Annotated in this window: 24 protein-coding genes and 1 other RNA gene; 22 read left to right on the top strand and 3 right to left on the bottom strand. The window is 48.6% G+C overall.

Going from position 1 to position 22,711, the window contains the following annotated elements; translation table 11 throughout:
• The first annotated feature begins 33 nt into the window (after nt 1-33).
• The 18 genes from gap (at nt 34) to KD909_RS04515 (ending at nt 18,198) form a co-directional block, all read left to right on the top strand.
• Nucleotides 34-1,041, top strand: coding sequence for a type I glyceraldehyde-3-phosphate dehydrogenase (gene gap, locus KD909_RS04430; protein ID WP_012726912.1), 1,008 nt, complete (start codon nt 34-36; stop codon nt 1,039-1,041).
• Nucleotides 1,042-1,138: 97 nt separating this feature from the next.
• Complete coding sequence (pgk, locus tag KD909_RS04435) at nt 1,139-2,323, top strand: phosphoglycerate kinase (protein WP_074036297.1); 1,185 nt, start codon at nt 1,139-1,141, stop codon at nt 2,321-2,323.
• 18 nt (nt 2,324-2,341) lie between these two features.
• A complete protein-coding gene (gene tpiA / locus KD909_RS04440; protein WP_034778525.1) occupies nt 2,342-3,094 on the top strand; it encodes a triose-phosphate isomerase in 753 nt (250 codons plus the stop codon).
• Complete coding sequence (gpmI, locus tag KD909_RS04445) at nt 3,095-4,633, top strand: 2,3-bisphosphoglycerate-independent phosphoglycerate mutase (RefSeq protein ID WP_211782510.1); 1,539 nt, start codon at nt 3,095-3,097, stop codon at nt 4,631-4,633. It abuts the gene before it with no gap.
• A 36-nt stretch (nt 4,634-4,669) separates the two neighbouring features.
• Nucleotides 4,670-5,962 carry a phosphopyruvate hydratase gene (eno, locus tag KD909_RS04450; protein WP_012726908.1) on the top strand — a complete coding sequence of 431 codons (1,293 nt, stop codon included), beginning with the start codon at nt 4,670-4,672 and terminating at the stop codon, nt 5,960-5,962.
• 267 nt (nt 5,963-6,229) lie between these two features.
• The gene (locus tag KD909_RS04455) at nt 6,230-7,027 is read left to right on the top strand and encodes an aminoglycoside phosphotransferase family protein (protein WP_211782511.1); all 798 of its coding nucleotides are present in this window, start codon (nt 6,230-6,232) and stop codon (nt 7,025-7,027) included.
• Nucleotides 7,028-7,259: 232 nt separating this feature from the next.
• Complete coding sequence (gene galU / locus KD909_RS04460; protein ID WP_211782512.1) at nt 7,260-8,141, top strand: UTP--glucose-1-phosphate uridylyltransferase GalU; 882 nt, start codon at nt 7,260-7,262, stop codon at nt 8,139-8,141.
• A 21-nt stretch (nt 8,142-8,162) separates the two neighbouring features.
• Nucleotides 8,163-9,371, top strand: a complete 1,209-nt coding sequence (locus KD909_RS04465; RefSeq protein ID WP_249199102.1) for a glycosyltransferase family 4 protein — start codon at nt 8,163-8,165, stop codon at nt 9,369-9,371.
• Nucleotides 9,368-10,708 carry a glycosyltransferase gene (locus KD909_RS04470; protein WP_211782514.1) on the top strand — a complete coding sequence of 447 codons (1,341 nt, stop codon included), beginning with the start codon at nt 9,368-9,370 and terminating at the stop codon, nt 10,706-10,708. Before KD909_RS04465 ends, KD909_RS04470 begins: the two co-directional genes overlap by 4 nt.
• A 47-nt stretch (nt 10,709-10,755) precedes the next feature.
• Nucleotides 10,756-11,643, top strand: a complete 888-nt coding sequence (locus KD909_RS04475) for a YitT family protein (protein WP_012726903.1) — start codon at nt 10,756-10,758, stop codon at nt 11,641-11,643.
• A 73-nt stretch (nt 11,644-11,716) separates the two neighbouring features.
• Nucleotides 11,717-11,941, top strand: a complete 225-nt coding sequence (secG, locus tag KD909_RS04480) for a preprotein translocase subunit SecG (RefSeq protein ID WP_012726902.1) — start codon at nt 11,717-11,719, stop codon at nt 11,939-11,941.
• Between the two features lie 102 nt (nt 11,942-12,043).
• The gene (locus tag KD909_RS04485; protein WP_031422876.1) at nt 12,044-12,784 is read left to right on the top strand and encodes an alpha/beta hydrolase; all 741 of its coding nucleotides are present in this window, start codon (nt 12,044-12,046) and stop codon (nt 12,782-12,784) included.
• 15 nt (nt 12,785-12,799) lie between these two features.
• On the top strand, nt 12,800-15,205 hold the full coding sequence (gene rnr, locus KD909_RS04490) for a ribonuclease R (RefSeq protein WP_211782515.1): 2,406 nt from the start codon (nt 12,800-12,802) through the stop codon (nt 15,203-15,205).
• A gap of 54 nt (nt 15,206-15,259) precedes the next feature.
• On the top strand, nt 15,260-15,730 hold the full coding sequence (gene smpB, locus KD909_RS04495; protein ID WP_012726899.1) for an SsrA-binding protein SmpB: 471 nt from the start codon (nt 15,260-15,262) through the stop codon (nt 15,728-15,730).
• Nucleotides 15,731-15,779: 49 nt separating this feature from the next.
• Nucleotides 15,780-16,135, top strand: a transfer-messenger RNA (tmRNA) gene (ssrA, locus tag KD909_RS04500).
• Nucleotides 16,136-16,249: 114 nt separating this feature from the next.
• The gene (locus KD909_RS04505; protein ID WP_047795092.1) at nt 16,250-16,393 is read left to right on the top strand and encodes a hypothetical protein; all 144 of its coding nucleotides are present in this window, start codon (nt 16,250-16,252) and stop codon (nt 16,391-16,393) included.
• A gap of 175 nt (nt 16,394-16,568) precedes the next feature.
• Nucleotides 16,569-17,171 (top strand): hypothetical protein, encoded by a 603-nt coding sequence (locus KD909_RS04510; RefSeq protein ID WP_211782516.1) that lies wholly within the window; start codon nt 16,569-16,571, stop codon nt 17,169-17,171.
• A gap of 67 nt (nt 17,172-17,238) precedes the next feature.
• On the top strand, nt 17,239-18,198 hold the full coding sequence (locus KD909_RS04515) for an HNH endonuclease signature motif containing protein (RefSeq protein WP_211782517.1): 960 nt from the start codon (nt 17,239-17,241) through the stop codon (nt 18,196-18,198).
• A 110-nt stretch (nt 18,199-18,308) separates the two neighbouring features.
• Here KD909_RS04515 and KD909_RS04520 read toward each other — a convergent pair whose 3' ends face one another.
• Nucleotides 18,309-18,674: a hypothetical protein gene (locus KD909_RS04520; RefSeq protein ID WP_211782518.1), complete on the bottom strand. Its 366-nt coding sequence runs from the start codon at nt 18,672-18,674 to the stop codon at nt 18,309-18,311.
• 135 nt (nt 18,675-18,809) lie between these two features.
• Here KD909_RS04520 and KD909_RS04525 point away from each other — a divergent pair, with 135 nt between their 5' ends.
• Nucleotides 18,810-19,241 (top strand): hypothetical protein, encoded by a 432-nt coding sequence (locus KD909_RS04525; RefSeq protein WP_249199078.1) that lies wholly within the window; start codon nt 18,810-18,812, stop codon nt 19,239-19,241.
• A 229-nt stretch (nt 19,242-19,470) separates the two neighbouring features.
• Nucleotides 19,471-19,806: a hypothetical protein gene (locus KD909_RS04530; RefSeq protein ID WP_196430983.1), complete on the top strand. Its 336-nt coding sequence runs from the start codon at nt 19,471-19,473 to the stop codon at nt 19,804-19,806.
• Nucleotides 19,807-19,830: 24 nt separating this feature from the next.
• Here KD909_RS04530 and KD909_RS04535 read toward each other — a convergent pair whose 3' ends face one another.
• Complete coding sequence (locus KD909_RS04535; protein WP_211782519.1) at nt 19,831-20,850, bottom strand: DUF418 domain-containing protein; 1,020 nt, start codon at nt 20,848-20,850, stop codon at nt 19,831-19,833.
• 151 nt (nt 20,851-21,001) lie between these two features.
• On the opposite strand from KD909_RS04535, the gene KD909_RS04540 reads away from it, so the two are divergent.
• Together KD909_RS04540 and KD909_RS04545 are read left to right on the top strand one after the other, a co-directional pair.
• Nucleotides 21,002-21,466: a GNAT family N-acetyltransferase gene (locus tag KD909_RS04540; protein WP_211782520.1), complete on the top strand. Its 465-nt coding sequence runs from the start codon at nt 21,002-21,004 to the stop codon at nt 21,464-21,466.
• A gap of 11 nt (nt 21,467-21,477) precedes the next feature.
• Nucleotides 21,478-22,125, top strand: coding sequence for a hypothetical protein (locus KD909_RS04545; RefSeq protein ID WP_211782521.1), 648 nt, complete (start codon nt 21,478-21,480; stop codon nt 22,123-22,125).
• A 38-nt stretch (nt 22,126-22,163) separates the two neighbouring features.
• Here the strand turns inward: KD909_RS04545 and KD909_RS04550 are convergent, their stop codons facing one another.
• Nucleotides 22,164-22,664, bottom strand: coding sequence for a hypothetical protein (locus tag KD909_RS04550; RefSeq protein WP_211782522.1), 501 nt, complete (start codon nt 22,662-22,664; stop codon nt 22,164-22,166).
• Nucleotides 22,665-22,711 lie beyond the last annotated feature (47 nt).

The following is a 22,711-nucleotide window of genomic DNA, read 5'->3' on the forward strand; positions in this document are numbered from 1 at the left end:
ATAAATAGCTTCTACCCTAAGGAGGAAATTAACATGGCAGTAAAAGTTGGTATTAACGGATTTGGACGTATCGGTCGTTTGGCATTCCGCGAGATCATCAAAAACGAAGGAATCGAAGTTGTTGCAATCAACGACTTGACAGACACGAAGATGCTTGCGCACCTTCTTAAGTATGACACGACTCAAGGTCGTTTCGACGGAGAAGTTGAAGTACACGACGATCACTTCCTCGTAAACGGAGAGAAAGTTATCACGCTTGCTAACCGTAACCCTGAAGAACTTCCATGGGGAGACCTCGGTGTAGACATCGTTCTCGAATGTACTGGATTCTTCACTTCAAAAGAAAAAGCTGAGCTTCACTTGAAAGCTGGCGCGAAGAAAGTTGTTATCTCGGCTCCTGCTACAGGTGACATGAAGACTGTTGTTTACAACACAAACCACGACATCCTCGATGGTACTGAAACAGTTATCTCAGGTGCTTCTTGTACAACAAACTGCTTGGCGCCAATGGCTAAAGTACTTCAAGACCAGTTCGGAATCGTTGAAGGTCTCATGACGACAATCCACGCTTACACTGGCGACCAAAACACGCTTGACGCTCCACACCCGAAAGGTGACTTCCGTCGTGCGCGTGCGGCTGCAGCGAACATCGTTCCTAACACAACAGGTGCTGCGAAAGCAATCGGTCTCGTAATCCCTGAACTTCAAGGAAAACTTGACGGTGCTGCACAACGTGTACCAGTTGCTACAGGTTCACTCACTGAGCTCGTAACTGTACTCGACAAGCAAGTATCTGTTGACGAAGTAAACGCAGCAATGAAAGCAGCAGCGAACGAGTCATTCGGTTACACTGAAGACGAAATCGTTTCTTCTGACATCGTTGGAATCACATACGGTTCACTCTTCGACGCGACTCAAACGAAAGTCATGACAGTTGGCGACAAGCAACTCGTTAAAACAGTTTCTTGGTACGACAACGAAATGTCTTACACTGCACAATTGGTTCGCACAGTTAAGCACTTCGCTAACATCGCGAAGTAATTTCGTGAACTAAATAGAATCAAATAGGAGCGGAAACAAGAGATTGTTCTCCGCTCTATTTATGAAATGACACGCACGACATATGGAGGCGAAAGTTATGAACAAACAGTCTATTCGTGACATCGATGTAAAAGGGAAACGCGTCTTTTGCCGCGTTGACTTCAATGTTCCACTCAAAGATGGCGTCATCCAAGACGAAACTCGGATCCAAGCCGCACTTCCAACGATCAAGCACTTGCTTGACGGTGGTGCGAAACTCGTCCTTGCGAGCCACCTCGGCCGTCCAAAAGGCGAGAAGAACCCTGAGTTCTCACTTGCTCCAGTAGCGAAGCGTCTCGCTGAGCTCCTCGGAAAAGATGTACCGCTCGTCGAAGAAGCATACGGTCCGGTCGCAGAAGAAGCGGTCGCTAACCTCTCTGAAGGCGATGTCGTCGTTTTAGAGAACGTTCGTTTCTACCCAGGTGAAACGAAAAACGACCCTGAACTTGCAAAAGGATTTGCAGCACTTGCTGACGTATACGTCAACGACGCGTTCGGCGCGGCTCACCGTGCACACGCTTCAACTGAAGGGATTGCACACCACGTGGACACAGCCGTTGCTGGTCTCTTGATGGAAAAAGAACTTGAAGTTCTCGGTAAAGCTCTTTCAAACCCAGACCGTCCGTTCACGGCGATTATCGGCGGGTCGAAAGTAGCGGATAAGATTGGGGTCATCGACCACCTTCTTGACATCGTTGACACACTCATCATCGGTGGCGGACTCTCGTACACGTTCTCGAAAGCACTCGGGCACGAAGTCGGAACGTCACTCCTTGAAGAGGATAAGCTTGACCTCGCTCGTCAATTCATGAAGAAAGCAGAAGACAAAGGCGTGAAATTCTTGATGCCTGTCGACTGCGTCATCACGAAAGAATTTGGCGAAGAAACGTATGTCGGCCCAGTCGATATCGACTCGATCCCAGCGGATCACATGGGTCTCGATATCGGACCGAAGACAGTCGAACTTTACGCGGACGCGATTCGCGAATCGAAACTTGTCGTATGGAACGGACCGATGGGCGTATTCGAACTCGATAAATACGCAAACGGAACGAAAGGTGTCGCTCAAGCGCTTGCGGACAGCGATGCATACTCAATCATCGGTGGTGGCGACTCAGCAGCTGCGGCAGCCAAGTTTGGTCTTGCTGACAAGATGAGTCACATCTCAACTGGTGGCGGCGCGTCACTCGAATTCATGGAAGGCAAGAAACTTCCAGGTGTCGAGGCGTTGAACGACAAGTAATTTAGAGGAGGGTTATCGATGCGTAAACCGATTATTGCAGGTAACTGGAAAATGAACAAAACACTCTCGGAAGCTGTTGCTTTCGTTGAGGAAGTAAAAAACAACATCCCATCTACTGACAAAGTAGATGCGGCGATTGGTGCTCCGGCACTTTTCCTCGCACCGATGGTAGAAGCAGCTAAAGGGTCAAACTTGAAGCTCGGTGCACAAAACATGTACGACAAAGATAGCGGTGCCTACACTGGCGAAATCAGCCCAGCTATGGTCGCTGACCTCGGCGTGACTTACGTCATCCTCGGTCACTCAGAACGTCGCGAGTACTTCGGCGAATCAGATGCGTTCATCAACAGCAAAACGAAAAAAGCGTTCGAACACGGTCTTACGCCAATCGTTTGTGTCGGTGAAACTCTCGAGGAGCGCGAAGGCGACAAGTTCGAAGAAGTCATCAAAACACAAGTCGAAGGCGGCCTCGCTGACCTCTCTGCTGACCAAGTCAAACAACTCGTCATCGCGTACGAGCCAGTTTGGGCGATCGGTACAGGGAAATCAGCGGACGAAGCGGACGCACAAAGCTCTTGTAAATATGTTCGCGACGTGGTGAAAGGTCTTTACGGTGAAGACGTGGCGGCTGCAGTACGCATCCAATACGGTGGATCTGTAAAACCAGAGAACATCAAAGAGTATATGGCACAGGAAGACATCGACGGCGCACTCGTCGGCGGTGCTTCACTTGAAGCCGCTTCGTTCCTCAAATTGTTGGAGGCGATTTAAATGGCTAGACCAGTCGCACTCATCATTTTAGATGGTTTCGGGATGCGTGACGAATCGTTCGGAAACGCAGTCATGGCTGCGAACAAACCGAACTTCGATCGCTACTGGGAGCAGTATCCACATACGCTCTTAAACGCAAAAGGCGAGTACGTCGGTCTTCCGGAAGGACAGATGGGGAACTCGGAAGTCGGTCACTTGAACATCGGTGCCGGCCGAGTCGTCTATCAGTCACTCTCACGCGTGAACAACGCAATCAAAGACCGTTCGTTATTCGACCGTCAGGCGATGAACCATTTGGCAGGTCATGTGAAGAAACATGATTCGAGCCTCCATATCATGGGTCTCGTATCAGATGGCGGGATTCACTCGCACATCAATCACATGTTTGCCATCGTTGAGTTCGCAAAACTCCACGGCATCGAAAAAGTGTACATTCACGCGTTCACGGACGGCCGTGACTGTGATCCGAAATCAGGAGCTGGTTTCCTCAAGGAAACAGAAGAAAAGCTTGCTGAACTCGGTGTCGGTCAAGTCGCTAGCGTGTCTGGTCGTTACTATGCCATGGACCGCGACAACCGTTGGGAGCGCGTCGAGAAAGTATACGACGTCCTCGTAAACGGTAAAGGCGAAGTTGGCACGGACCCAGTCGAAGTTCTCAAGACATCTTACGAGAACGATTTGACGGATGAGTTCGTGTTACCAACTGTCATCGTAAAAGATGGCAAGCCGGTCGCGACAATCCAAGACAACGATGCCATCATGTTCTTCAACTTCCGTCCGGACCGGGCGATCCAACTCGCAAAAGTGTTCAAAGAGAAAGCCGGATTCAAAGGCTTCGAACTCTCTAGCAAACATCCAGAGAACATCTTGCTCGTCTCGATGACGAAGTTCTCGGATGAGATCGACACGGATATCGTCTTCCCGCCGGAAGATTTGAAAAACACACTCGGGGAAACGCTCTCTGCACAAGGGTACAAACAACTCCGTGCCGCAGAAACAGAGAAATACCCACACGTCACGTTCTTCTTGAACGGACAAAAAGAACAACCATTTGAAGGAGAGGATCGTCTCCTTGTCCCTTCACCGAAAGTCGCGACGTACGACTTGCAACCAGAAATGAGCGCATATGAGCTCACAGACGGTTTGCTCGAGCGTATCGAGTCAGATGAGTATGATGCATACATCATCAACTTCGCAAACCCGGATATGGTTGGTCACTCAGGGAAGCTTGAGCCGACGAAGAAAGCGATCGAAGCGGTCGACGAATGCCTCGGTAAAGTAGTGGACGCATTACTTGCTAAAGGTGGCGCGGCCATCATCACAGCGGACCACGGGAACGCGGACATCGTCACGAACCCGGATGGCTCTCCGATGACGGCGCACACGACGGAACCTGTTCCATGTATCGTCACAAAAGAGGGAGTCGAACTGAAACCAGTTCTCGAAGGCGCGCTTTGCGACCTCGCCCCAACGCTTCTTCACCTTCTCGGTGGAGAGCAACCAGCTGAAATGACTGGTTCGTCAATCGTTACAAAATAATACAACTATTTTTCAAGCGAAAAGGAGCGATTTTTCATGTCAATGATTACAGAAATTTACGCACGCGAGATTTTAGATTCACGCGGTAACCCATCAGTAGAAGTAGAAGTCTTCACAGAAGACGGCGGTTTCGGCCGTGCCCTCGTCCCATCAGGCGCATCAACAGGTGAGCACGAAGCAGTTGAGCTTCGCGATGGCGACAAGTCACGTTACCTCGGTAAAGGTGTCTTGAAAGCAGTTGCGAACGTGAACGACACGATCGCACCAGAACTCATCGGCTACGATGTATTCGACCAAAACGCAATCGATGCGAAAATGATCGAACTCGACGGTACGCCAAACAAAGCGAAACTTGGTGCTAACGCAATCCTCGGTGTGTCAATGGCAGCAGCTCACGCAGCAGCAGATGAGCTCGGTCTCCCACTTTACACATACCTCGGTGGATTCAACGCGAAGACACTTCCAACACCAATGATGAACATCATCAACGGTGGTTCGCACGCGGACAACAACGTGGACTTCCAAGAGTTCATGATCATGCCTGTCGGTGCGCCAACATTCCGTGAAGCGCTCCGCATGGGTGCTGAAGTATTCCACGCCCTCAAATCAGTTCTTTCTGGTATGGGTCTTAACACAGCTGTCGGTGACGAAGGTGGTTTCGCACCAAACTTGAAGTCTAACGAAGAAGCGATTACAGTTATCCTTGAAGCGATTGAAAAAGCTGGTTACAAACCAGGTGAAGACGTCTACCTCGCAATGGACGTTGCATCTTCTGAGTTCTACGATAAATCAACTGGTAAATACGAACTCGCTGGCGAAGGCAAGTCACTCACAACTGCTGAGCTTGTAGACTTCTACGCTGAGCTTGTTGACAAGTACCCAATCCTCTCAATCGAAGATGGTTGTGACGAAAACGACTGGGATGGCCACAAGCTTCTCACAGACAAAATCGGACACAAAGTTCAACTCGTTGGGGATGACCTCTTCGTAACGAACACATCTAAACTTGCTGAAGGTATCGAAAAAGGAATCGCAAACTCGATCCTTATCAAAGTTAACCAAATCGGTACGCTCACAGAAACATTCGACGCGATCGAAATGGCTAAAAAAGCTGGTTACACAGCAGTTGTCTCACACCGTTCTGGTGAAACAGAAGACGCGACAATCGCAGACATCGCTGTTGCGACAAACGCTGGACAAATCAAAACTGGTTCACTTTCACGTACAGACCGTATCGCGAAATACAACCAACTTCTCCGCATCGAAGACATGCTCGGCGATGTAGCGAAATACGACGGTATCAAGTCGTTCTATAACCTTAAAAAATAATTGATTGATTGTTTCAGGCTCGCCAATCGGCGGGCCTGTTTTTTTATGGGTGTTTTTCAACCCGTCTTGCGGCACCGATGCTTTCTCCAGGCAATCCACGGAGCTTCCTCGCGCTTATGCGCTTGCGGGGTCTCCGCGAGATTGCTTTCCTGCAAGAGTCACGGTGCCGCTTGGACGGACACAACCGCTCTTTGTCGGACCTTTTCGTCATCGACCCCTGTGTTGCTGTATACTGAATGTGACTGACAAAAAGTAGGGGGAGATTGGATGAGTCAATCGAATGAGCAAGAAATAAGGTTGAGCGGTGGGAACGTGTCAACTGTCTATAAAAAGGGGAATTACGTCTATCGCACTCAAAAGGAAGGCAGCGAGCGTATTCATCGATGGTTACGTCACTTGGAGGCAAAGCAACTTTCCGGAGTGCCGCGTTTTATTGGAATTGATGATCGAGGAAGAGAAGTGTTAACTTATTTGGAAGGAGAAACCGCAGACTATCCCTTGAAGTCTTACATGTGGTCCGATGAGGCGATTCAGGATGTTGCACGACTAATGAGACGTATACATGATGCGTCGACAGATTTTGAGTGGTCGTCAGATTGGTCACCGATTGACAACACGCCTCAACCGCTAGAGGTCATCTGTCATAACGATTTCGCCGTCTACAATACGATTTTCCATGAAGGAAAAGTGGCGGGAGTCATCGATTTTGATTTGGCCGCACCGGGACCGCGGGCTTGGGATATCGTCTATGCCCTTTATACGTTCGTTCCGCTCAGTCGTCGCCATCAAGCTGAAACAGGGGAAGTCATCTATTATGATGCCAATCGAGACGATGCGATCTATAACAAGCGGGTATCGTTGTTTCTCGAAGCCTATGGTTGGGAGCAAGCGGAGGTCGACTTGTTCGACATGTTGCAACGCCGCATCGAAGCGCTCTGTCTGTTGATGAAACGAAAAGCCGCGGAAGGAGACATCGCCTTTCAAAAGATGATTGACGAAGGACATTACGATCATTACCAAGAGGAACTTCGGTTTATTCGAACGCATGGACAGAAGTGGTTCTGAAACAATCTGAAGCGGGAATATAGAAAATGAAGCATGAATGGGGAGGCGATTTTCGTGATGATGCTCGGATTTCTTTTCTTGGTATTGCTCATTGGATTCGGCATTTGGTACTATCTCAAATCGCACCGGAATGACGATTGGTCATGACAACATTGTCATGACCTCTCTTTTGTGTCAGTTTGCACAAAATTTGGGTATACTCTCTACATAACGAGTAAAGGAGCCCATGCTTATGACACGAGTACGTAAAGCCATCATCCCAGCCGCCGGTCTCGGCACCCGCTTCCTTCCTGCGACGAAAGCCATGCCAAAAGAAATGTTGCCGATTGTCAACAAGCCGACGATCCAGTTCATCGTCGAGGAAGCCGTCGCTTCAGGCATCGAGGACATCATCATCGTCACGGGGAAGAACAAACGGGCGATTGAAGACCATTTTGACCGTGCGCTCGAACTGGAACAGAACCTCGAATCGAAAGGGAAGATGCGCTTGCTCGAATCGGTCCGACATTCCTCGAATTTGGCGAACATTCACTACATACGCCAACAGGAGCCAAAAGGTCTCGGTCATGCGATTTGGTGCGCCCGGAAGTTTATCGGAGACGAGCCATTCGCCGTCTTGCTCGGGGACGATATCATCGAATCCGATGTGCCGGCGACGAAGCAGTTGATTGACCAATATGAGGCGCACGACCGTTCAATCATCGGGGTGCAGCGTGTCCCGTATGAAATGACGAACCGATATGGTATAATTGACCCGCTTGCCGTCGAAGGAAAGCTCATCCCGGTGCGGACGTTCGTGGAGAAACCGCCCATCGATGAGGCCCCGTCGAACTTCGCCATCCTCGGTCGCTATATCTTGAAACCAGACGTCTTTGAAGCGTTGTCGGGACAAGAGGCGGGAGCCGGGGGCGAGATTCAATTGACGGATGCGATCGCACGCTTGAATGAGGCGCAGACGGTCTTCGCCTACGAATTTGACGGTCGACGTTACGACGTCGGAGAGCCGATCGGGTTCGTCGAGACGACGATTTGCCACGCGCTCAGCGATCCTGATTTAAAAGATGACGTCCATGTCCTATTGAAACGGCTCGTGGATGAACTTGATCAACAGTAAGGTGTGTTATTTTTGAAAACAATGCTTATGGTGTGTCAAAACTATTATCCGGAGATCGGCAGTGCCGGCAACCGGATGCAAAACATTACGCATTTGATGAAACAGCGCGGGTATGAAGTCGAGGTCATCACGGCCGCCCCTTCGTATCCGAGCTTTGATATGTATCAGGACGACCGCTTCTGGAACGACCGGGAGTTAAACGACCAACCGTTCATCAAGCGACTCATCACGAAGAAACGGAAACATACGTCCAACATGGTCAGTCGTCTTTTCCTATTCCTCGAACAGATGGTCAAAGGGATCAGGGAAGTCCGTAAGCTCGAATTGAAGCCAGACGTCGTCTTTGCGACGACCCCTTCTTTTTTTATGGCGTTTGTCGGTGCTTATGCGAAACGAAAGTATCGCGTCCCGTTCATCTTGGACGTCCGTGACCTTTGGCCAGAGTCGGTGAAAGGGGTCGGCGTCTTCAGGTACGATTGGGTGCTCACGCCAGCGTTTTGGATGGAGAAACGACTGTATCGTGTCGCCGATGAAGTCATCATCAATTCGGAAGGATTCCGCAGCTATCTTCGTCAGCGCGGTGTGCCGAACGAAAAGATTCACTACATGCCGAACTCGATTCGGGAAGCGGAGCGCACGCTCGAGCGGACGATTCCACCGGACGATCGGATGGAGATCTTATACGCAGGGAATATGGGACTTGCCCAGGATGTGTCCCTGTTACTCGAACTCGCCGAACGATTCCGAGACGAGCCACGGATCCATTTCAAATTGATCGGCTACGGCTATCGGAAAGAAGAATTGAAGCAGACGATCAAAGACCGTGGCTTCCAAAACTTCTTGTTCCTCGAGGCGATGCCACGGACAGAGGCGTTTCAGGCGATTAAAAATGCGGACGTTGCATTCGTCAGCCTGATTGAGCAAGAAGTGTTCGATACGGTCATCCCTGGGAAACTCATCGATTATATGGCAGTCGGCAAACCGATTGTCGCAGCAGTGTCAGGCCATGCGGCGAATGTCATTGAAGCGGCGGAAGTCGGCTACGTGTCACGGAAACGTGACATCGATGAGATCGAGCGGATCCTACGGAAACTCCTCGACCGACCGGACTTACGGGAGGCACTCGGGGCGAACGGGATTCGTTACGTCAAGGAGAATTTATGTTGGGAAGAGAATATCGACGTGTTAGATCAAGTCGTACAACAGTTAGTGATGGAGGAAACACGATGAAATCAGTATGTATGTTTGTATGGAACCATTTTACGAATGATGCGCGCGTCCTTCGTGAGTGCTCGGCACTCGCCGAGGCAGGCTATGAAGTCGATTTGATCGCGCTTCAAGATCCGAAAAATAAAGAGCTTCCAAAAGAAGAGATGCGTCCGGAAGGCTTCCGTGTCATCCGAGTGAAGCGTCAGCCACCGATCTTGATCAATGCAATGAAAATGGCTAGTAAACTAAAAAAATGGATTTTTGAAAAACCCCAACGTAAAGTGGGAGCAGGACTCGTCGGTGCCGGGTTGTTCTTACTCGCGCCGTTCACGATGCTCGCGCTCGGAGCGGCCGTTGGGACGGTCTTGTTGCCGCAAGTGCGTAAGCAAATCGTCAACGCGAGTGCGATGCTCGAGATGGTGTTCGCTTCGACGAAAAAATCGTATGACTTTTACCATGCGAACGATTTGAACACGCTCCCGCAGGCACTCCTCGCCGGGAAAGTGTTCAACAAAGGGAGGATCGTCTACGACTCGCACGAGGTACAGACGGACCGTACGGGTTACGGCTATATCCAGAGTAACCTTGAGGGGTGGCTCTTGCCGTTCGTCGATACGATGATGGTCGAGAACCATACGCGTGCGGCGCACAATGAAGAGTTGTACGGATTCTATCCGTACGTGCTCCACAACTATCCGTTCTACCGTCCGCTCGACTTCTCGCTCCGTAAGGACTTGCATGCACTCCTCGACTTACCGAAAGACGAGAAAATCCTCTTGTATCAAGGGGGCATTCAAGCGGGACGCGGTCTCGAACAGCTCGTGCTCGCGGCGAAAGACTTCAAAGAAGGGACGCTCGTCATGATCGGGGACGGGAAGCTCAAACCGACGATTCAACAGTTGATCGAGACGGAAGGGGTCGGCGACCGCGTCAAGATGATTGACAAAGTACCGGTCGAAGCGTTACCTTACTATACGATGAACGCCTACTTAGGCTTCCAAGTATTGAACAACGTCTGCTTCAACCATTACTCGGCCTCGTCGAACAAATTGTTCGAGTATTTGATGGCCGAAGTACCGGTCGTCTCATGCGACTTCCCTGAAATCGAACGGGTCGTTGCGGGGAACGATGTCGGGGTGCTCGTCGATTCGCACGATCCACAATCGATCGCGGACGGCGTCAACCGGATGATTGAAGACCAAGCACTCTATGCGCGTGTCAAAGAGAACACGAAGACCGCGCGTGAGAAATATAACTGGGATTTGGAAAAAGAGGCACTCTTGAACGTCTACGCGAACGCCGCGGAGCGCAAGTTGCCGATTATGAAAGACGGTGCGCCAAAGCCAGTACAATCTTAAGACTGCGGCTTTTGCCGCGGTCTTTTTTCTATGGAGGGAGGACATTTATGAAACGTCAACAACAACATCTATTGCGCCAACAAGTATGGCGCAAGCTACAAACCATCTCGGTGAAGGACATCGCCTGGATCATCGCGGGCTCTTTCATTCTCTCGTTCGGGGTCAACTACTTCACCGTACCGAACGACTTCTCGGAAGGTGGCCTGCTCGGGGTCACGATCATCCTGTACTACGTGTTCGGCTGGGACCTCGGGCTCACGTCGATTATCGGGAACGGGATTCTCTTTATCGTCGGCTATAAGCTGCTCGACCGTCGGACAATGGTCTATTCGGTCATCGCCGTCATCGCGACGTCATTCTTCCTCAGTCTGACACACGACTGGGGCAGCCCTGCCGAGGACAAACTGCTTGCGGCCGTCTATGCTGGAATCATGATCGGGGTCGGAATCGGCATGGTGCTCCGTGTCGGTGGGACGACTGGTGGGGGCGTCATCATCGCCCGTCTCATGGAACGCTATCTCCACTTGAGCGTCGCCGTCTCGATGTTCATCATCGATGCGATCGTCGTCGCGACGTCCGGCTTCTTCTTAGGGGAACAAGTCGTCCTCTATACGCTCATCGCGATCATCATCGGTTCATGGGTCATCGACCTCGTCGCGGAAGGTCTCAACATCCGCAAGGCCGTCACGATCATCAGCGATAAGCAAGAAGAGCTCGCTGTCGTCTTGACGGAGACGCTCGGACGCTCAGCGACGATCATCCATGGACATGGTTACTACACGAAGCAGGATAAGAACATGTTGTATATGATCGTCGACAAACGTCAGATCGCGCCACTCAAAAAAATCGTCCAAGTGACGGACGACCGCGCCTTCGTCGTCATCCACCAGGTGAAGGAAGTCATCGGTGAAGGGTTTAGCTACCCGTCCCGATAATTTGAATGCTGGTGTTTTATTGATAACTTCTATATAATAAAAGGCGTGTAAATAGAAGGAGGAACTGACTACTATGCAAACGATCGCTACAATCAGCCTACTTGTCGTGGCTGTCTTATTGATTGTCGTCGTACTGCTCATGTCAGGTCGGTCGCAAGGTCTTGGAGCGATTGCAGGTGGCGCGGAGCAGTTGTTCGGACGCCAGAAAGCACGCGGCTTCGATGCTGTTTTGAACCGAACTGCAGCTGTACTAGGCACTTTGTTTTTCATTTTAGGATTACTAGTCGCATCATTATGATGATAAGGCTGATCGTTCTCGATTTTCACGTGAGGCGGTCAGCTTTTGTTTTTTCGATTTATTTTTTGGGAATAATGTAGATACGAGGAGATGACAGATAAAATGAAAGTGACAGCACCAAAACCGTTCTTCTTCGAGGGCGGAAAACGTGCCGTGTTGATGTTACATGGCTTCACTGGATCGAGCGCGGATGTCCGCATGCTCGGTCGCTTCCTTCAAAAAGAAGGATACACATGTATGGGACCGATCTATCGTGGTCATGCCGTCCCACCGGAAGAATTACTCCAATATGGACCGAAAGACTGGTGGGAAGACGTCTTGGACGCTTACCAGACGCTCGTCGACAAAGGTCATGAGGAGATTGTCGTCTGCGGACTCTCGCTAGGCGGCGTGATGTCGCTCCGTCTCGCCGAGGAGAAAGACGTCAAGGCGGTCATCCCGATGTGCGCACCGACGGGAATCGATGCCGAGGACCGCTTGTATAAAGGAGTCCAGGCATATGCCCGAGAATATAAGGGTAGAGAAGAAAAGTCGCCGGAACAGATCGAGCAGGAGATGGCAGAGTTCAAACCGATGCCAACATTGAAAGACCTCCGTGCCTTCGTCCGTGACACGGCGTCGAAGCTCGAGGACATCTTCGTCCCGACACTCGTCGTCCAAGGCGCCAAAGACAACATGATCGACCCGGAATCGGCGAATCAAATTTACGAGGCGGTCAACACGTTCCAAAAAGAGTTGCTCATCTATGAGAACTCGGGACACGTGATCACACTCGACAAAGAAAAAGAGAAACTGCACCAGGACGTGCTCGATTTTCTCGAAACGTTAGACTGGTCAGTCTAAGAAGGAGGTGTCACGTTGAATTTACGTGACCAATTACTAGAGATCTTACAGGCGAGCGAGAAACCGCTCTCTGTCGATCAACTGACCGAGCGATTACAGCTCGCGTCGACGGATGACTTCAAAGAGCTCATCCGCACATTGAATGCCCTCGAGGAAGAGGGCGCCATCGGCCGGACGCGGACGAACCGTTACGGGACGCTCGCCACGCTCGGACAAGTCGCGGGGATCATCTCGATTCACCAGCGCGGCTTCGGCTTCTTGTCGGTCGAAGGGGAAGCGGAAGATGTGTTCTTGCCGCCCGACCAACTGAAGGACGTCTACCATGGCGATACGATCCTCGTCAAAAAACGCGAGGACAACCGTGGCAAGACGGAAGGGATTCTATTGAAAGTATTGAAGCGCGGACTCTCCGAGTTCGTCGGGACGTATACGCTCCCGAGCGGTCGACTCGACCAGTTCGCCTTCATCGAGCCGGATGACAAACGCATCAACTTCTGGCCGGTCGTCAATCCGGACAAGTCACTCGGTGCCGTCGACGGACATAAAGTCGTCGTGCGCATCACGAAGTATCCGGACGGACGCTTCGCCGGTGCCTGTGACGTCGTACGTATCATCGGGCATAAGAACGACCCAGGCGTCGATATCTTGTCGATCGTCTATAAGCACGGCATCCCGACGGAGTTCCCGGAGGACGTGATCGCTCAGGCGAACGCGGTACCGGACGAGGCGGAAGAGAAAGACTTCATCGGACGCGTCGACCTTCGTGACGAGACGATCTTCACGATTGACGGCGAAGATGCGAAAGACTTGGACGATGCCGTCCACGTCAAAAAACTTGATAACGGCAACTACGAGCTCGGTGTCCATATCGCTGACGTCTCGCATTACGTGAAAGAGGGCTCGCCGCTCGACGTCGAGGCGTTCGAACGTGGGACGAGTGTGTATCTCGTCGACCGTGTCATTCCGATGCTGCCGCACCGACTCTCGAACGGGATCTGTTCCCTCAACCCGCACGTCAACCGCTTGACGCTCAGCTGCGTCATGGAGATCTCCCCACAAAACGGGAAGGTCGTTCGCCATGATCTGTTCCCGAGTGTCATCAAGACGACGGAGCGGATGACGTATACGAACGTCCGTGAGATCATCGAACGTGATGACGAAGAGACGTTGAAAAAGTACGAACCGTTCATCGGTGAGTTCGACCTCATGGCTGAGCTCGCGGAAGTGCTTCGGAAACGTCGTAACTCGCGCGGTGCCATCAACTTCGATTTCGCTGAGGCGAAGGTTGTCGTCAACGAGGAAGGGAAGCCGGCAGATATCGTGCTTCGTCCACGTTCGGTCGCCGAGAAGTTGATTGAAGAGTTCATGCTCGCGGCCAACGAGACGGTTGCGGAACACTTCCACAAGATGGACGTGCCGTTCATCTATCGTGTCCACGACAATCCGAAACCGGACAAGCTCGACTTCTTCTTCGACTTTGTCGCAAACTTTGGTGTGCATATTGAACGCATCAAAGGACAGACGGTCGAACCGAAGACGCTTCAAAAGATTTTGAAGGCGATCGACGGGGAACCGGAAGAGCCGGTCATCAGCACGATCATGCTTCGTTCGATGCAACAGGCGAAATATGACGACGTCTCGCTCGGTCACTTCGGACTCGCGACAGACTTCTATACGCACTTCACGTCACCGATTCGTCGTTATCCGGACTTGATCGTCCACCGTCTCATGCGCACGTACGTCTTCAACAACGATTTGTCGGAGAAGACGATCGCGAAGTACGAGGACCGTCTCGGGGCGATCGCCGAACAGGCATCGAAACGGGAACGTCGCTCGGTCGACGCAGAGCGCGAGACGCAGGCGCTCAAGAAAGCCGAATACATGGAAGCCCATCTCGGCGAAGAGTTCGATGGTGTCGTCGCCGGCGTCACGAACTTCGGGATGTTCATCGAGCTTCCGAATACGATCGAAGGGCTTGTCCGTCTCCAGTCGATGGATGACTACTATCACTTCGACGAATCACAGCTCATGTTGCTCGGCGAGCGGACGAAACGTCAATTCCGCATCGGGGACGCCGTCCGTGTCAAAGTCGATGCCGTCAACTTAGACGAGCGGACGATCGACTTCACGGTCGTCGGCATGCCGAAACGGGAACAGTCAAGCCGTCGCCAACCGACGACGATCAAAGCGAAAGGCGGTCGTCCGAAGAAGGACGAGAAAGACCGTCGTGGCGGTCGCGGTCGGGACGACAAGAAGAAGCGCGGCAAACCAGGAAGACCTGGCAAGCCGGGCAAACCAGGTGAGAAACCGAAACGAGACGGGGAGAAGTCTTCCCAAGGCCGTTCGGCACTCGACCTGAAGAAGAAAGACAAGCACAAACGAAAAGGCGACGCCAAACGAGGTGCGAAGAAACGTCGCTGACGGGGAAGGGCTTGTCCCTTCCTCCGTATCTTGTAGATAAAGGACTGAATGTGTATGGCCAAGAAGAAAGATTCGAACGCACTCGCCCAAAACCGCAAGGCGTCCTTCGATTACGCGATCGAAGATACGATTGAGGCGGGCATGGTGCTCACAGGGACGGAAATCAAATCGGTCCGTCAATCGAAGATCAACATCGCGGATGCGTACGTCCGGTTCGACGGGGGCGAGGCGACGCTTCACAACTGTCATATCAGCCCGTTCGAACAGGGGAACCGCTTCAACCATGACCCACTCCGCGTCCGGAAGCTATTGTTGCATAAGAAGCAGATCAATCAGCTCATCGGGGCGTCAGGGCGTGATGGCTACACGATCATCCCGCTCAAGGTGTATATCAAGAATGGGTTCGCCAAGTGCCTGCTCGGCGTCGGAAAAGGGAAGAAGAAGTACGACAAACGTGAGGACTTGAAAAAGAAAGACGCGAAGCGCGACGTCGACCGTGCGATGCGCGATCGGCAAAAATACTGACAACGGATCCTAATTGTGGTATATTAAATGAAGTACCAATTACCACCTCGGGGACGTTATGGATTCGACGGGGGTAGGTCGGTCGTATGTGGCGTGTCGAGGGGTCGGCCTCGTTAAAACGCAAACGCCTATAACTGGCAAAACTAACACACAACTCGCAGCAGCCTAAGTGCCCTGCGGATCCTGACATCCATCGCTTGTGTGGATGACTTTCAGGGTCTCAAACTAAGCAAGCTACGCTTCAACCTCGCCGTCTGAGGGCGCGAAGAAGAGATGAAACAGACTGGATGCGACAACGCCTGTTTATCGGCAGTGTCACATCGAGATTCAATAGATAAACTACACACGTAGAAGCATACGTTACGATGCCTTCGGACGCGGGTTCGACTCCCGCCGTCTCCATTTTGAAGCAGTCTGTAACGACTGCGATCAATGATTTTCATGAAGACCTTCTAATTTCATTGAGATTAGAGGGTCTTTGCTTTTGATTGAATCCAGAAAGAAAGGAAGGTGAAGAGCATGGGAAAATATCAATTAGACAAGAGAAGCAAAGTAGCTGCGGCGAAATACCAAGACGGAAAAAAGCCGACAGTCTCGAACAAGAAAGAACGGTTGAACCAGCTTCGTGAGGCGTATTTGCAGAAGCAACAAGAGAAGAAGTGATCTGACGAAGGATTATTGAGTACCTGCTCATTAATCCTTTTCTTTTGGGGAGCGGACACCGGTCATTAGGTTTTTGAATGGAATCAAGGGATTAAGTATCTTTTTGTTGAATAGAAACTACGGGTTGTTTTTTGAAAATCGTCAAGTAAACATACATACCAAAGGAGGATTCATCATGTCTAAAAAATCGACGGAATTGATCGTGAATGGGGTCAAAAAATATGGTCCGACAGTAGGCAAACTTGCATTAAAACATAACAAAGAAATCATGGGGGCTTTAGGGTCAATCAATTTAAAGAAACGATTGAAGAACACGGATGATTCGGAGCAAAGCCCTAAAAAAGCTAAGAACAAGCATCCGCGAAAGCAACGGTATCAGTACTATTTAACCGAAGTGACGCCTACGCTAGACACTCGAAATCGAGATGAGTTGTTCCAATATAGACTAGAAGTGGAGCAATGCATTCAACAAATCAAAATGGAACAAGCGCATGACATTGTCATCAAAAAACAAATTCATGAGGGGCGGATCAAAGAGTGGGAATCCATTCTCTCTCACATCGTGAGTCAAATGACCATCAAGGACTATATGGAATTTTTAAGACTCTTTAACAATCCAGAGTATCAAAGTGATTATTTCGCGGGCTTTGAAGGGGATGTGGAGAAGTTCAAAAAACTGAATACGGTCAAACAGTATGATGCGCTCGTTCAGTATGTTCATGAAAAGACAATGATTGATATCGAACAAATCAAAAGAGAGTTTTCTGCTCCTGTTTGATGCGCCGTGATCCACTTCTTTTCTGCATTCGCTATAATCAATAGTGTAATGGATGGAGGTGGAGTCGTTGGGATGGGATTTAAGCGTCGCTGAGGCAAAAGATGTGTATTTAACCGAATCAGACCTATGGCGCTTTACGCAACAATTTCTGATGAACGCTTCTCATACGACTACGTACAAACATGTATTGATGAAGGCGTTACTGGAATGTACGACAGAATTGAATGAATCAGGTGTCGTGTCATTTCATCAGATTGCCAAACATGTGACGAAAATCTATTGGAATCTCATCGTCAAGCATGGGCTGACACAGATGAATCAATTGGGGAAGCAGAGCGCTGTTGAAAAAGCGATGGTCTCCTTTCAGAAAGAACATAACATTCCACAAGATTGGAACTTCGACCGCTTACCAGAGCAACAACAAAATCAATTGATTCGGAACGTGAATCAATTTTATAAAAAATACGTATACGGTTCTTTCTATCGCTCCTTTAACGAAACGATTTACTCTTTCAATCGAAAAGAAGAGTGGATTCAACTCGTTCCAGCGTATGTTGTTTTCTTTGAAAAATATAAGCGTATTCTCATGAACGTGACAAACTATCAGTTAGCCATCTTTTTAGAAAAATACAATTCCCAGGATGCGATGGAACGAATTTTGAGCAAGCTGGAGTTTGTGTCTGTCCGTCAGTCGCTTGATGAGTTTAAACAAATTTTATTAAGTCACGGGCACTCAATGTGCTTCTATTGCCTAAAGCCTGTAAAACAAATTCACGTGGATCATTTCATTCCTTGGTCTTATATGCAAAATGATGTCTTATGGAATTTTGTGCTGTCATGCCCGACATGTAATACGAGTAAAAATAATCGATTAGCGAATATCGATTATCTCTACAATTTGGTAGAACGAAATCATGAACTGCGTACGGCAGAACACATGTCTACATACAAAGAATCAAAACTCATTCATTTGTATCACTATGCCGTTCAAAATGGATTTGAAAACAATTGGGCTCCGAATACGTGAAAAGAGTCGAACCTAATTAAACAGGTTCGACTTTTGTTTTAGTATTCACTATAGTTGAACAGCATAGACATCAGCACATCACTTTTAACTTTCACTTGAATATTTGTATGTTAGTTTCTAATACTCAGTTCTTTAGTTCTTAAAATTGTTATGATACTCATCGAGCTGATCCCGGTCCCAAGCAATGCTACAATCGCTGTAAACATGCCGTTTGGAATCATAAAACCGATAGGCAACATTCCTAAAAAAGATATAGCGATTACTCCCTGGTATGCAATGTTTAGATATGAAACAATTGGATTTGAAAAGAACGACATGATGAGTGGGGGAATAAATAATACGACAACAATTCCTAGCGATATAAATAATGTCATTTGTATCTCCGGTGTCATTTCACCCAATCGATTGATTTGTAAAGTAATAATAAATAGAGCTAACCCCATCATCAATAGTACCCATAAGATTTTTTTGATCATTTAAAGTTCCCCTTCAATTTTTAATTTTAACATTTAAACCCATTATATCCAAAATTAATCTTTATAAGTGCGCAAATGCTTCATTACCATAATCCATGGAGAAAAAGAAATAAGTAATGCGTAGGTGAATAAACAGTGTCAAATAATTTAGAAACTTTAATTATGTCAGGCCGGTTTAAAGAAGTAAAAGACATCTATCAAACTACTGATTTTGAAACATTTAAAAATGATTTATTAACTTTGGCGTATGATAATGAAAATCTGTCGAATTACTCCGTACTCGTTTATCTGTTATTGGACACAGAGGACGATAAATTACATGACTTGGCTTTTCAAATCCTATCACAGCCCCTTTGCCACATTGAAGGGGCTTATACCTCTTCCTTATACCATGCTCAAAGAGCCGTGGATTTGACTGATGCTGCAGATGTGAAGCGCTTAGAGAACCTGTTATTTCTGAACAACGTCCCAGAAAAGATTGTAAGTGATGAACAAGCAAAGTCCATCGCGGAAAAAATTCTTGTTCTAGATCCAACAAATGAAGTTGCTAAAGACACTTTATATTAAACCTAGAAAATCATTTGTTCGCGTAGACCAATGGTTTTCTTTAGTTCGTGTCACTGAATAAGGGAATAACCAACTAGTCTCATCTAATCCACTTAAGCCATCAATTGTATGAAAGACAATCTGCACACCATTTTCATTTCTACGTTTCTCGACTGAATAAATCAAAAGGATATCCTCCTAATTTTGAATACGTATGCAGAATCTAACCTTAAACCTGGGGGGCGAATGAATGAAAAGGATTTGTGATTGTGAAAATTTGAAAAGAATCACTATAGAGGCGGATGTGGGGGCGGACCCGACATGGTGTGCGACCTGTCGATACAATATAGAATTGAATGAGTTTACGATTTCTGACCAATTGAAGCGTGATTTCTATGAATGGGTTAGTCGATTCGGAGAATGGATTGACTGGGACACGGATGCACTTGCTAAAGGATGGGAAATCAAGGTGGAGCAACATAATCGTGAAGGAGACTTACTTTCGAAGCGTTTACAAGGAGAGCTTGGTGAAGCATATGAAATTGAATTCACTCCTGCAAACACAATTGAGGAAGGACACTTTTGACAGCCGTCCTTCCTCAACATTATATTATTTTGACGATAGGATATCTTGTCCGAAACGAGAGTACGTCCCAAGTCGCCATACCTTTTCCATCGGTCCGTATGTGAAACGGCGAAGCAATAACATACTGAATACGATCAATACGGCGTTGATGACGATTGCCCATAGTCCTGTTTCAATCGTTGTGAACGTCTGTCCGAATGTAGCAACAGTCACCATAAGTGCAGTCTGAAGCAAGTAATTCGTCAACGCCATACGACCAAACGCTTGAAGTGGGGAGAACCAGGAACGTGTCGTCCGTAGTTGACTCATATTGACAAGGATGGTGATATAGAACGCCGCTAAAAAGGGAGCTGACCAATTCGAATAGTCGAGCATACGGATATATGCTTGAATTTCTTCATTAGTCGGGGTGTAGCCGACATTGAAATACGATAAGCTTGGTAAATTCGTATATTGTAGCCAGACAAATCCGGCGGATAAAATACCGGTAACGACCAGTCCGACCTGCCAACGTACCCGGTGCGTATGGACGTGACGAAACATCTCATACTGCCCCGCTGCAAGCCCGAGCAAGATGAGAGCAAGCGGCATTAACAGTTTCGTGCCGGTATAAGCGAGTACAGCTAGTCCGATCAGACCTAGAATCAAATTAACTGACCGAAGAAGACGGTATGCGAACAGGAGGAGCAGCCCGCTCACGGCATAAATCGTTAGCGCCTCCCCCGGCTGAAATTGCATATGAATCAAGCCGAAGCCGAGTAAGAGGAGCAATCGTTTCGTAAATAAAACGTATGCGCGATCTCCACGTTCTATTGCTCGGTGGATAAAGAGATAAAACCCGACGCCAAACAAAAATGAGAAGATCATAAAGAACTTCCCGTCGATGAAGATGTGAAGGGCGTATATATAGTAATGTTCCATGACGGTGTTTGGGTCGCTCGGACGTAATAAACTGAGAATGTTCATAAAAATAATACCGAATAAGGCGAAGCCTCGTAGTGTATCGAGGACATTGATTCGTTCATGTAATGGTGTGGCTTTCATATAGATCTCTCCTTTCAATTTCCTCTTCCGAGTATGAAGGGAGCACCTTACATATAATCTGCGGTAACCTTACAAAATCCTGAACTTCACTAGAAACAGTGATTCCAAAAATTGTATGTTACACTAAGGGAAAACGATTAGGGGTAAACAGATGACCATTCATTTTGCCAGGATGACGGGACAAGAAATCGCGAATTATGTGACTTGGTTGATTGACGATTATGCAAAAGATGTCGCGCGCAACTATCAACTTCCGATGGTGTTGGCACAAGAGGAATCGACTCAATTGATTCGGGACCTCTTCCCAGACAATCAACCCGGGGAAGGGCAGACGATTGTTCATGTGATGAACGGAGACACTCGTGTCGGAATTTTGTGGTATGCGTTTCAAGCTGAATCGAAACGCATCTTCATTTATCACATTTTGATTGAAGAGACGTACCGTGGGCAAGGGTATGCGACAGCGGTGTTTGAGAAACTTGAAAACGTGGTCTCAGAAGAACTTGGCGCAACATCCATTGGACTAAGTGTATTCGGTACGAATCCAGACGCACAGCGATTATATAAACGACTCGGATTCCAAGAAGCGTCCATCGCCATGAACAAACAGTTATGAGAGGAGTCGATATGAAACGTTACTTGAAGGGGCTTTTGGTCGGATTTGGTGTGATTGTGATTGGGGTGGCGTGGTTGGTATTTGCCTTTTATCGGTCGATGCAACCAGATCCCGATGAGGAAGCAAAAGTGATGAAGATGGCTGAATCATATGTACTCGAGCGATTCAAAGATGCTGAAGTGACAGAAGACGTATTATTCGACAACATGGGAAACTTTCCGTTTGAGTATGCGGCGATTGTGGTGGATTCGGTGACGGGGACGGAATTTTATGTTTACGAGAATGAATCGACCGGAGAAATCGTTGATACGTTTCTCTCATCCAAATGGGAAGATGCGGTCACAGAGGCGATTGAAGATTCGATTGATACGGCGTTTGGTGCAGACGTCACCTATGTCGTCCTATATGACGAAGAAAGTATCCGACAACTCGATGTCTCCTCGGCAAATCCAATCGCCTATCAGACAGCCGACGTTTCGCCGACAATCTTATTGACGCTTCATCGGGAGCCGGAAGCCGATGACGAAGAGCGCGTTCGGACGTGGATGTCTGCGTTACAAGAGAACGACATCCTGAAGCGAGCCGAGATTCGTGTTGACTATACCGCTAAAAACGGAGAACTTCTTGATGATGGTACTGGTTTAGATTTATCGTTTTAAAAAAGAATCCCACTCTCCAATCGGAAAGTGGGATTTGTTCAGTCAAACACTCGACTGATCCAGCGTTTGAAAAAGGGTTGGCCTGATTGTGTCACGCTATGATTGTCGAGCTCCACCTCTTCGATCGTCTCATTCGGAGACCTCAATTGAATCGTCATCTCGTCACCAAGCCCGGTCGTGACACCACTCTCAAATTGAAGATTTCTTGTCACATAAGCATTTGCGTATAGAAGTCCGCCTTTTTCATCCACTTGTACCTCCTGAATCGTATAGTGGAATTGCTCTACCCAATCTCGTTGACCGAGGAGGAGCCGGACGACGTCATCTTCGTGTGACAGTTTCGTTCGCTCGATATTCTCAAGAGGAGTATGCGCTTCAATCGCCTCTCGCTGCGCTTCTAAGATATCTTTGAAGTGATGTGTCGCAGCTTCTGTCGTCCATGCAGCGGAACCTGTCTTCGACTCGGTCGCATAATGGAAAAGAGCAAATCCAATCAAGGCGAATAACGCCAGGACACTTACTCGTTTGAACTGTTTCATCGTCGAGCTCCTTCCATATCAATTCAAGATTGAGGACATTAAAAGGG

It is taken from the genome of Exiguobacterium sp. PFWT01, assembly GCF_018255795.1.
Taxonomy (GTDB): domain Bacteria; phylum Bacillota; class Bacilli; order Exiguobacteriales; family Exiguobacteriaceae; genus Exiguobacterium.

Excerpts from the sequence above, each read along its gene's own strand:
- gap (WP_012726912.1), top strand. The coding sequence starts at position 34 with ATGGCAGTAAAAGTTGGTATTAACGGATTTGGACGTATCGGTCGTTTG.
- pgk (WP_074036297.1), top strand. The coding sequence starts at position 1,139 with ATGAACAAACAGTCTATTCGTGACATCGATGTAAAAGGGAAACGCGTC.
- tpiA (WP_034778525.1), top strand. The coding sequence starts at position 2,342 with ATGCGTAAACCGATTATTGCAGGTAACTGGAAAATGAACAAAACACTC.
- gpmI (WP_211782510.1), top strand. The coding sequence starts at position 3,095 with ATGGCTAGACCAGTCGCACTCATCATTTTAGATGGTTTCGGGATGCGT.
- eno (WP_012726908.1), top strand. The coding sequence starts at position 4,670 with ATGTCAATGATTACAGAAATTTACGCACGCGAGATTTTAGATTCACGC.
- KD909_RS04455 (WP_211782511.1), top strand. The coding sequence starts at position 6,230 with ATGAGTCAATCGAATGAGCAAGAAATAAGGTTGAGCGGTGGGAACGTG.
- galU (WP_211782512.1), top strand. The coding sequence starts at position 7,260 with ATGACACGAGTACGTAAAGCCATCATCCCAGCCGCCGGTCTCGGCACC.
- KD909_RS04465 (WP_249199102.1), top strand. The coding sequence starts at position 8,163 with ATGCTTATGGTGTGTCAAAACTATTATCCGGAGATCGGCAGTGCCGGC.
- KD909_RS04470 (WP_211782514.1), top strand. The coding sequence starts at position 9,368 with ATGAAATCAGTATGTATGTTTGTATGGAACCATTTTACGAATGATGCG.
- KD909_RS04475 (WP_012726903.1), top strand. The coding sequence starts at position 10,756 with ATGAAACGTCAACAACAACATCTATTGCGCCAACAAGTATGGCGCAAG.
- secG (WP_012726902.1), top strand. The coding sequence starts at position 11,717 with ATGCAAACGATCGCTACAATCAGCCTACTTGTCGTGGCTGTCTTATTG.
- KD909_RS04485 (WP_031422876.1), top strand. The coding sequence starts at position 12,044 with ATGAAAGTGACAGCACCAAAACCGTTCTTCTTCGAGGGCGGAAAACGT.
- smpB (WP_012726899.1), top strand. The coding sequence starts at position 15,260 with ATGGCCAAGAAGAAAGATTCGAACGCACTCGCCCAAAACCGCAAGGCG.
- KD909_RS04505 (WP_047795092.1), top strand. The coding sequence starts at position 16,250 with ATGGGAAAATATCAATTAGACAAGAGAAGCAAAGTAGCTGCGGCGAAA.
- KD909_RS04510 (WP_211782516.1), top strand. The coding sequence starts at position 16,569 with ATGTCTAAAAAATCGACGGAATTGATCGTGAATGGGGTCAAAAAATAT.
- KD909_RS04520 (WP_211782518.1), bottom strand. The coding sequence starts at position 18,674 with ATGATCAAAAAAATCTTATGGGTACTATTGATGATGGGGTTAGCTCTA.
- KD909_RS04530 (WP_196430983.1), top strand. The coding sequence starts at position 19,471 with ATGAAAAGGATTTGTGATTGTGAAAATTTGAAAAGAATCACTATAGAG.
- KD909_RS04535 (WP_211782519.1), bottom strand. The coding sequence starts at position 20,850 with ATGAAAGCCACACCATTACATGAACGAATCAATGTCCTCGATACACTA.
- KD909_RS04540 (WP_211782520.1), top strand. The coding sequence starts at position 21,002 with ATGACCATTCATTTTGCCAGGATGACGGGACAAGAAATCGCGAATTAT.
- KD909_RS04545 (WP_211782521.1), top strand. The coding sequence starts at position 21,478 with ATGAAACGTTACTTGAAGGGGCTTTTGGTCGGATTTGGTGTGATTGTG.
- KD909_RS04550 (WP_211782522.1), bottom strand. The coding sequence starts at position 22,664 with ATGAAACAGTTCAAACGAGTAAGTGTCCTGGCGTTATTCGCCTTGATT.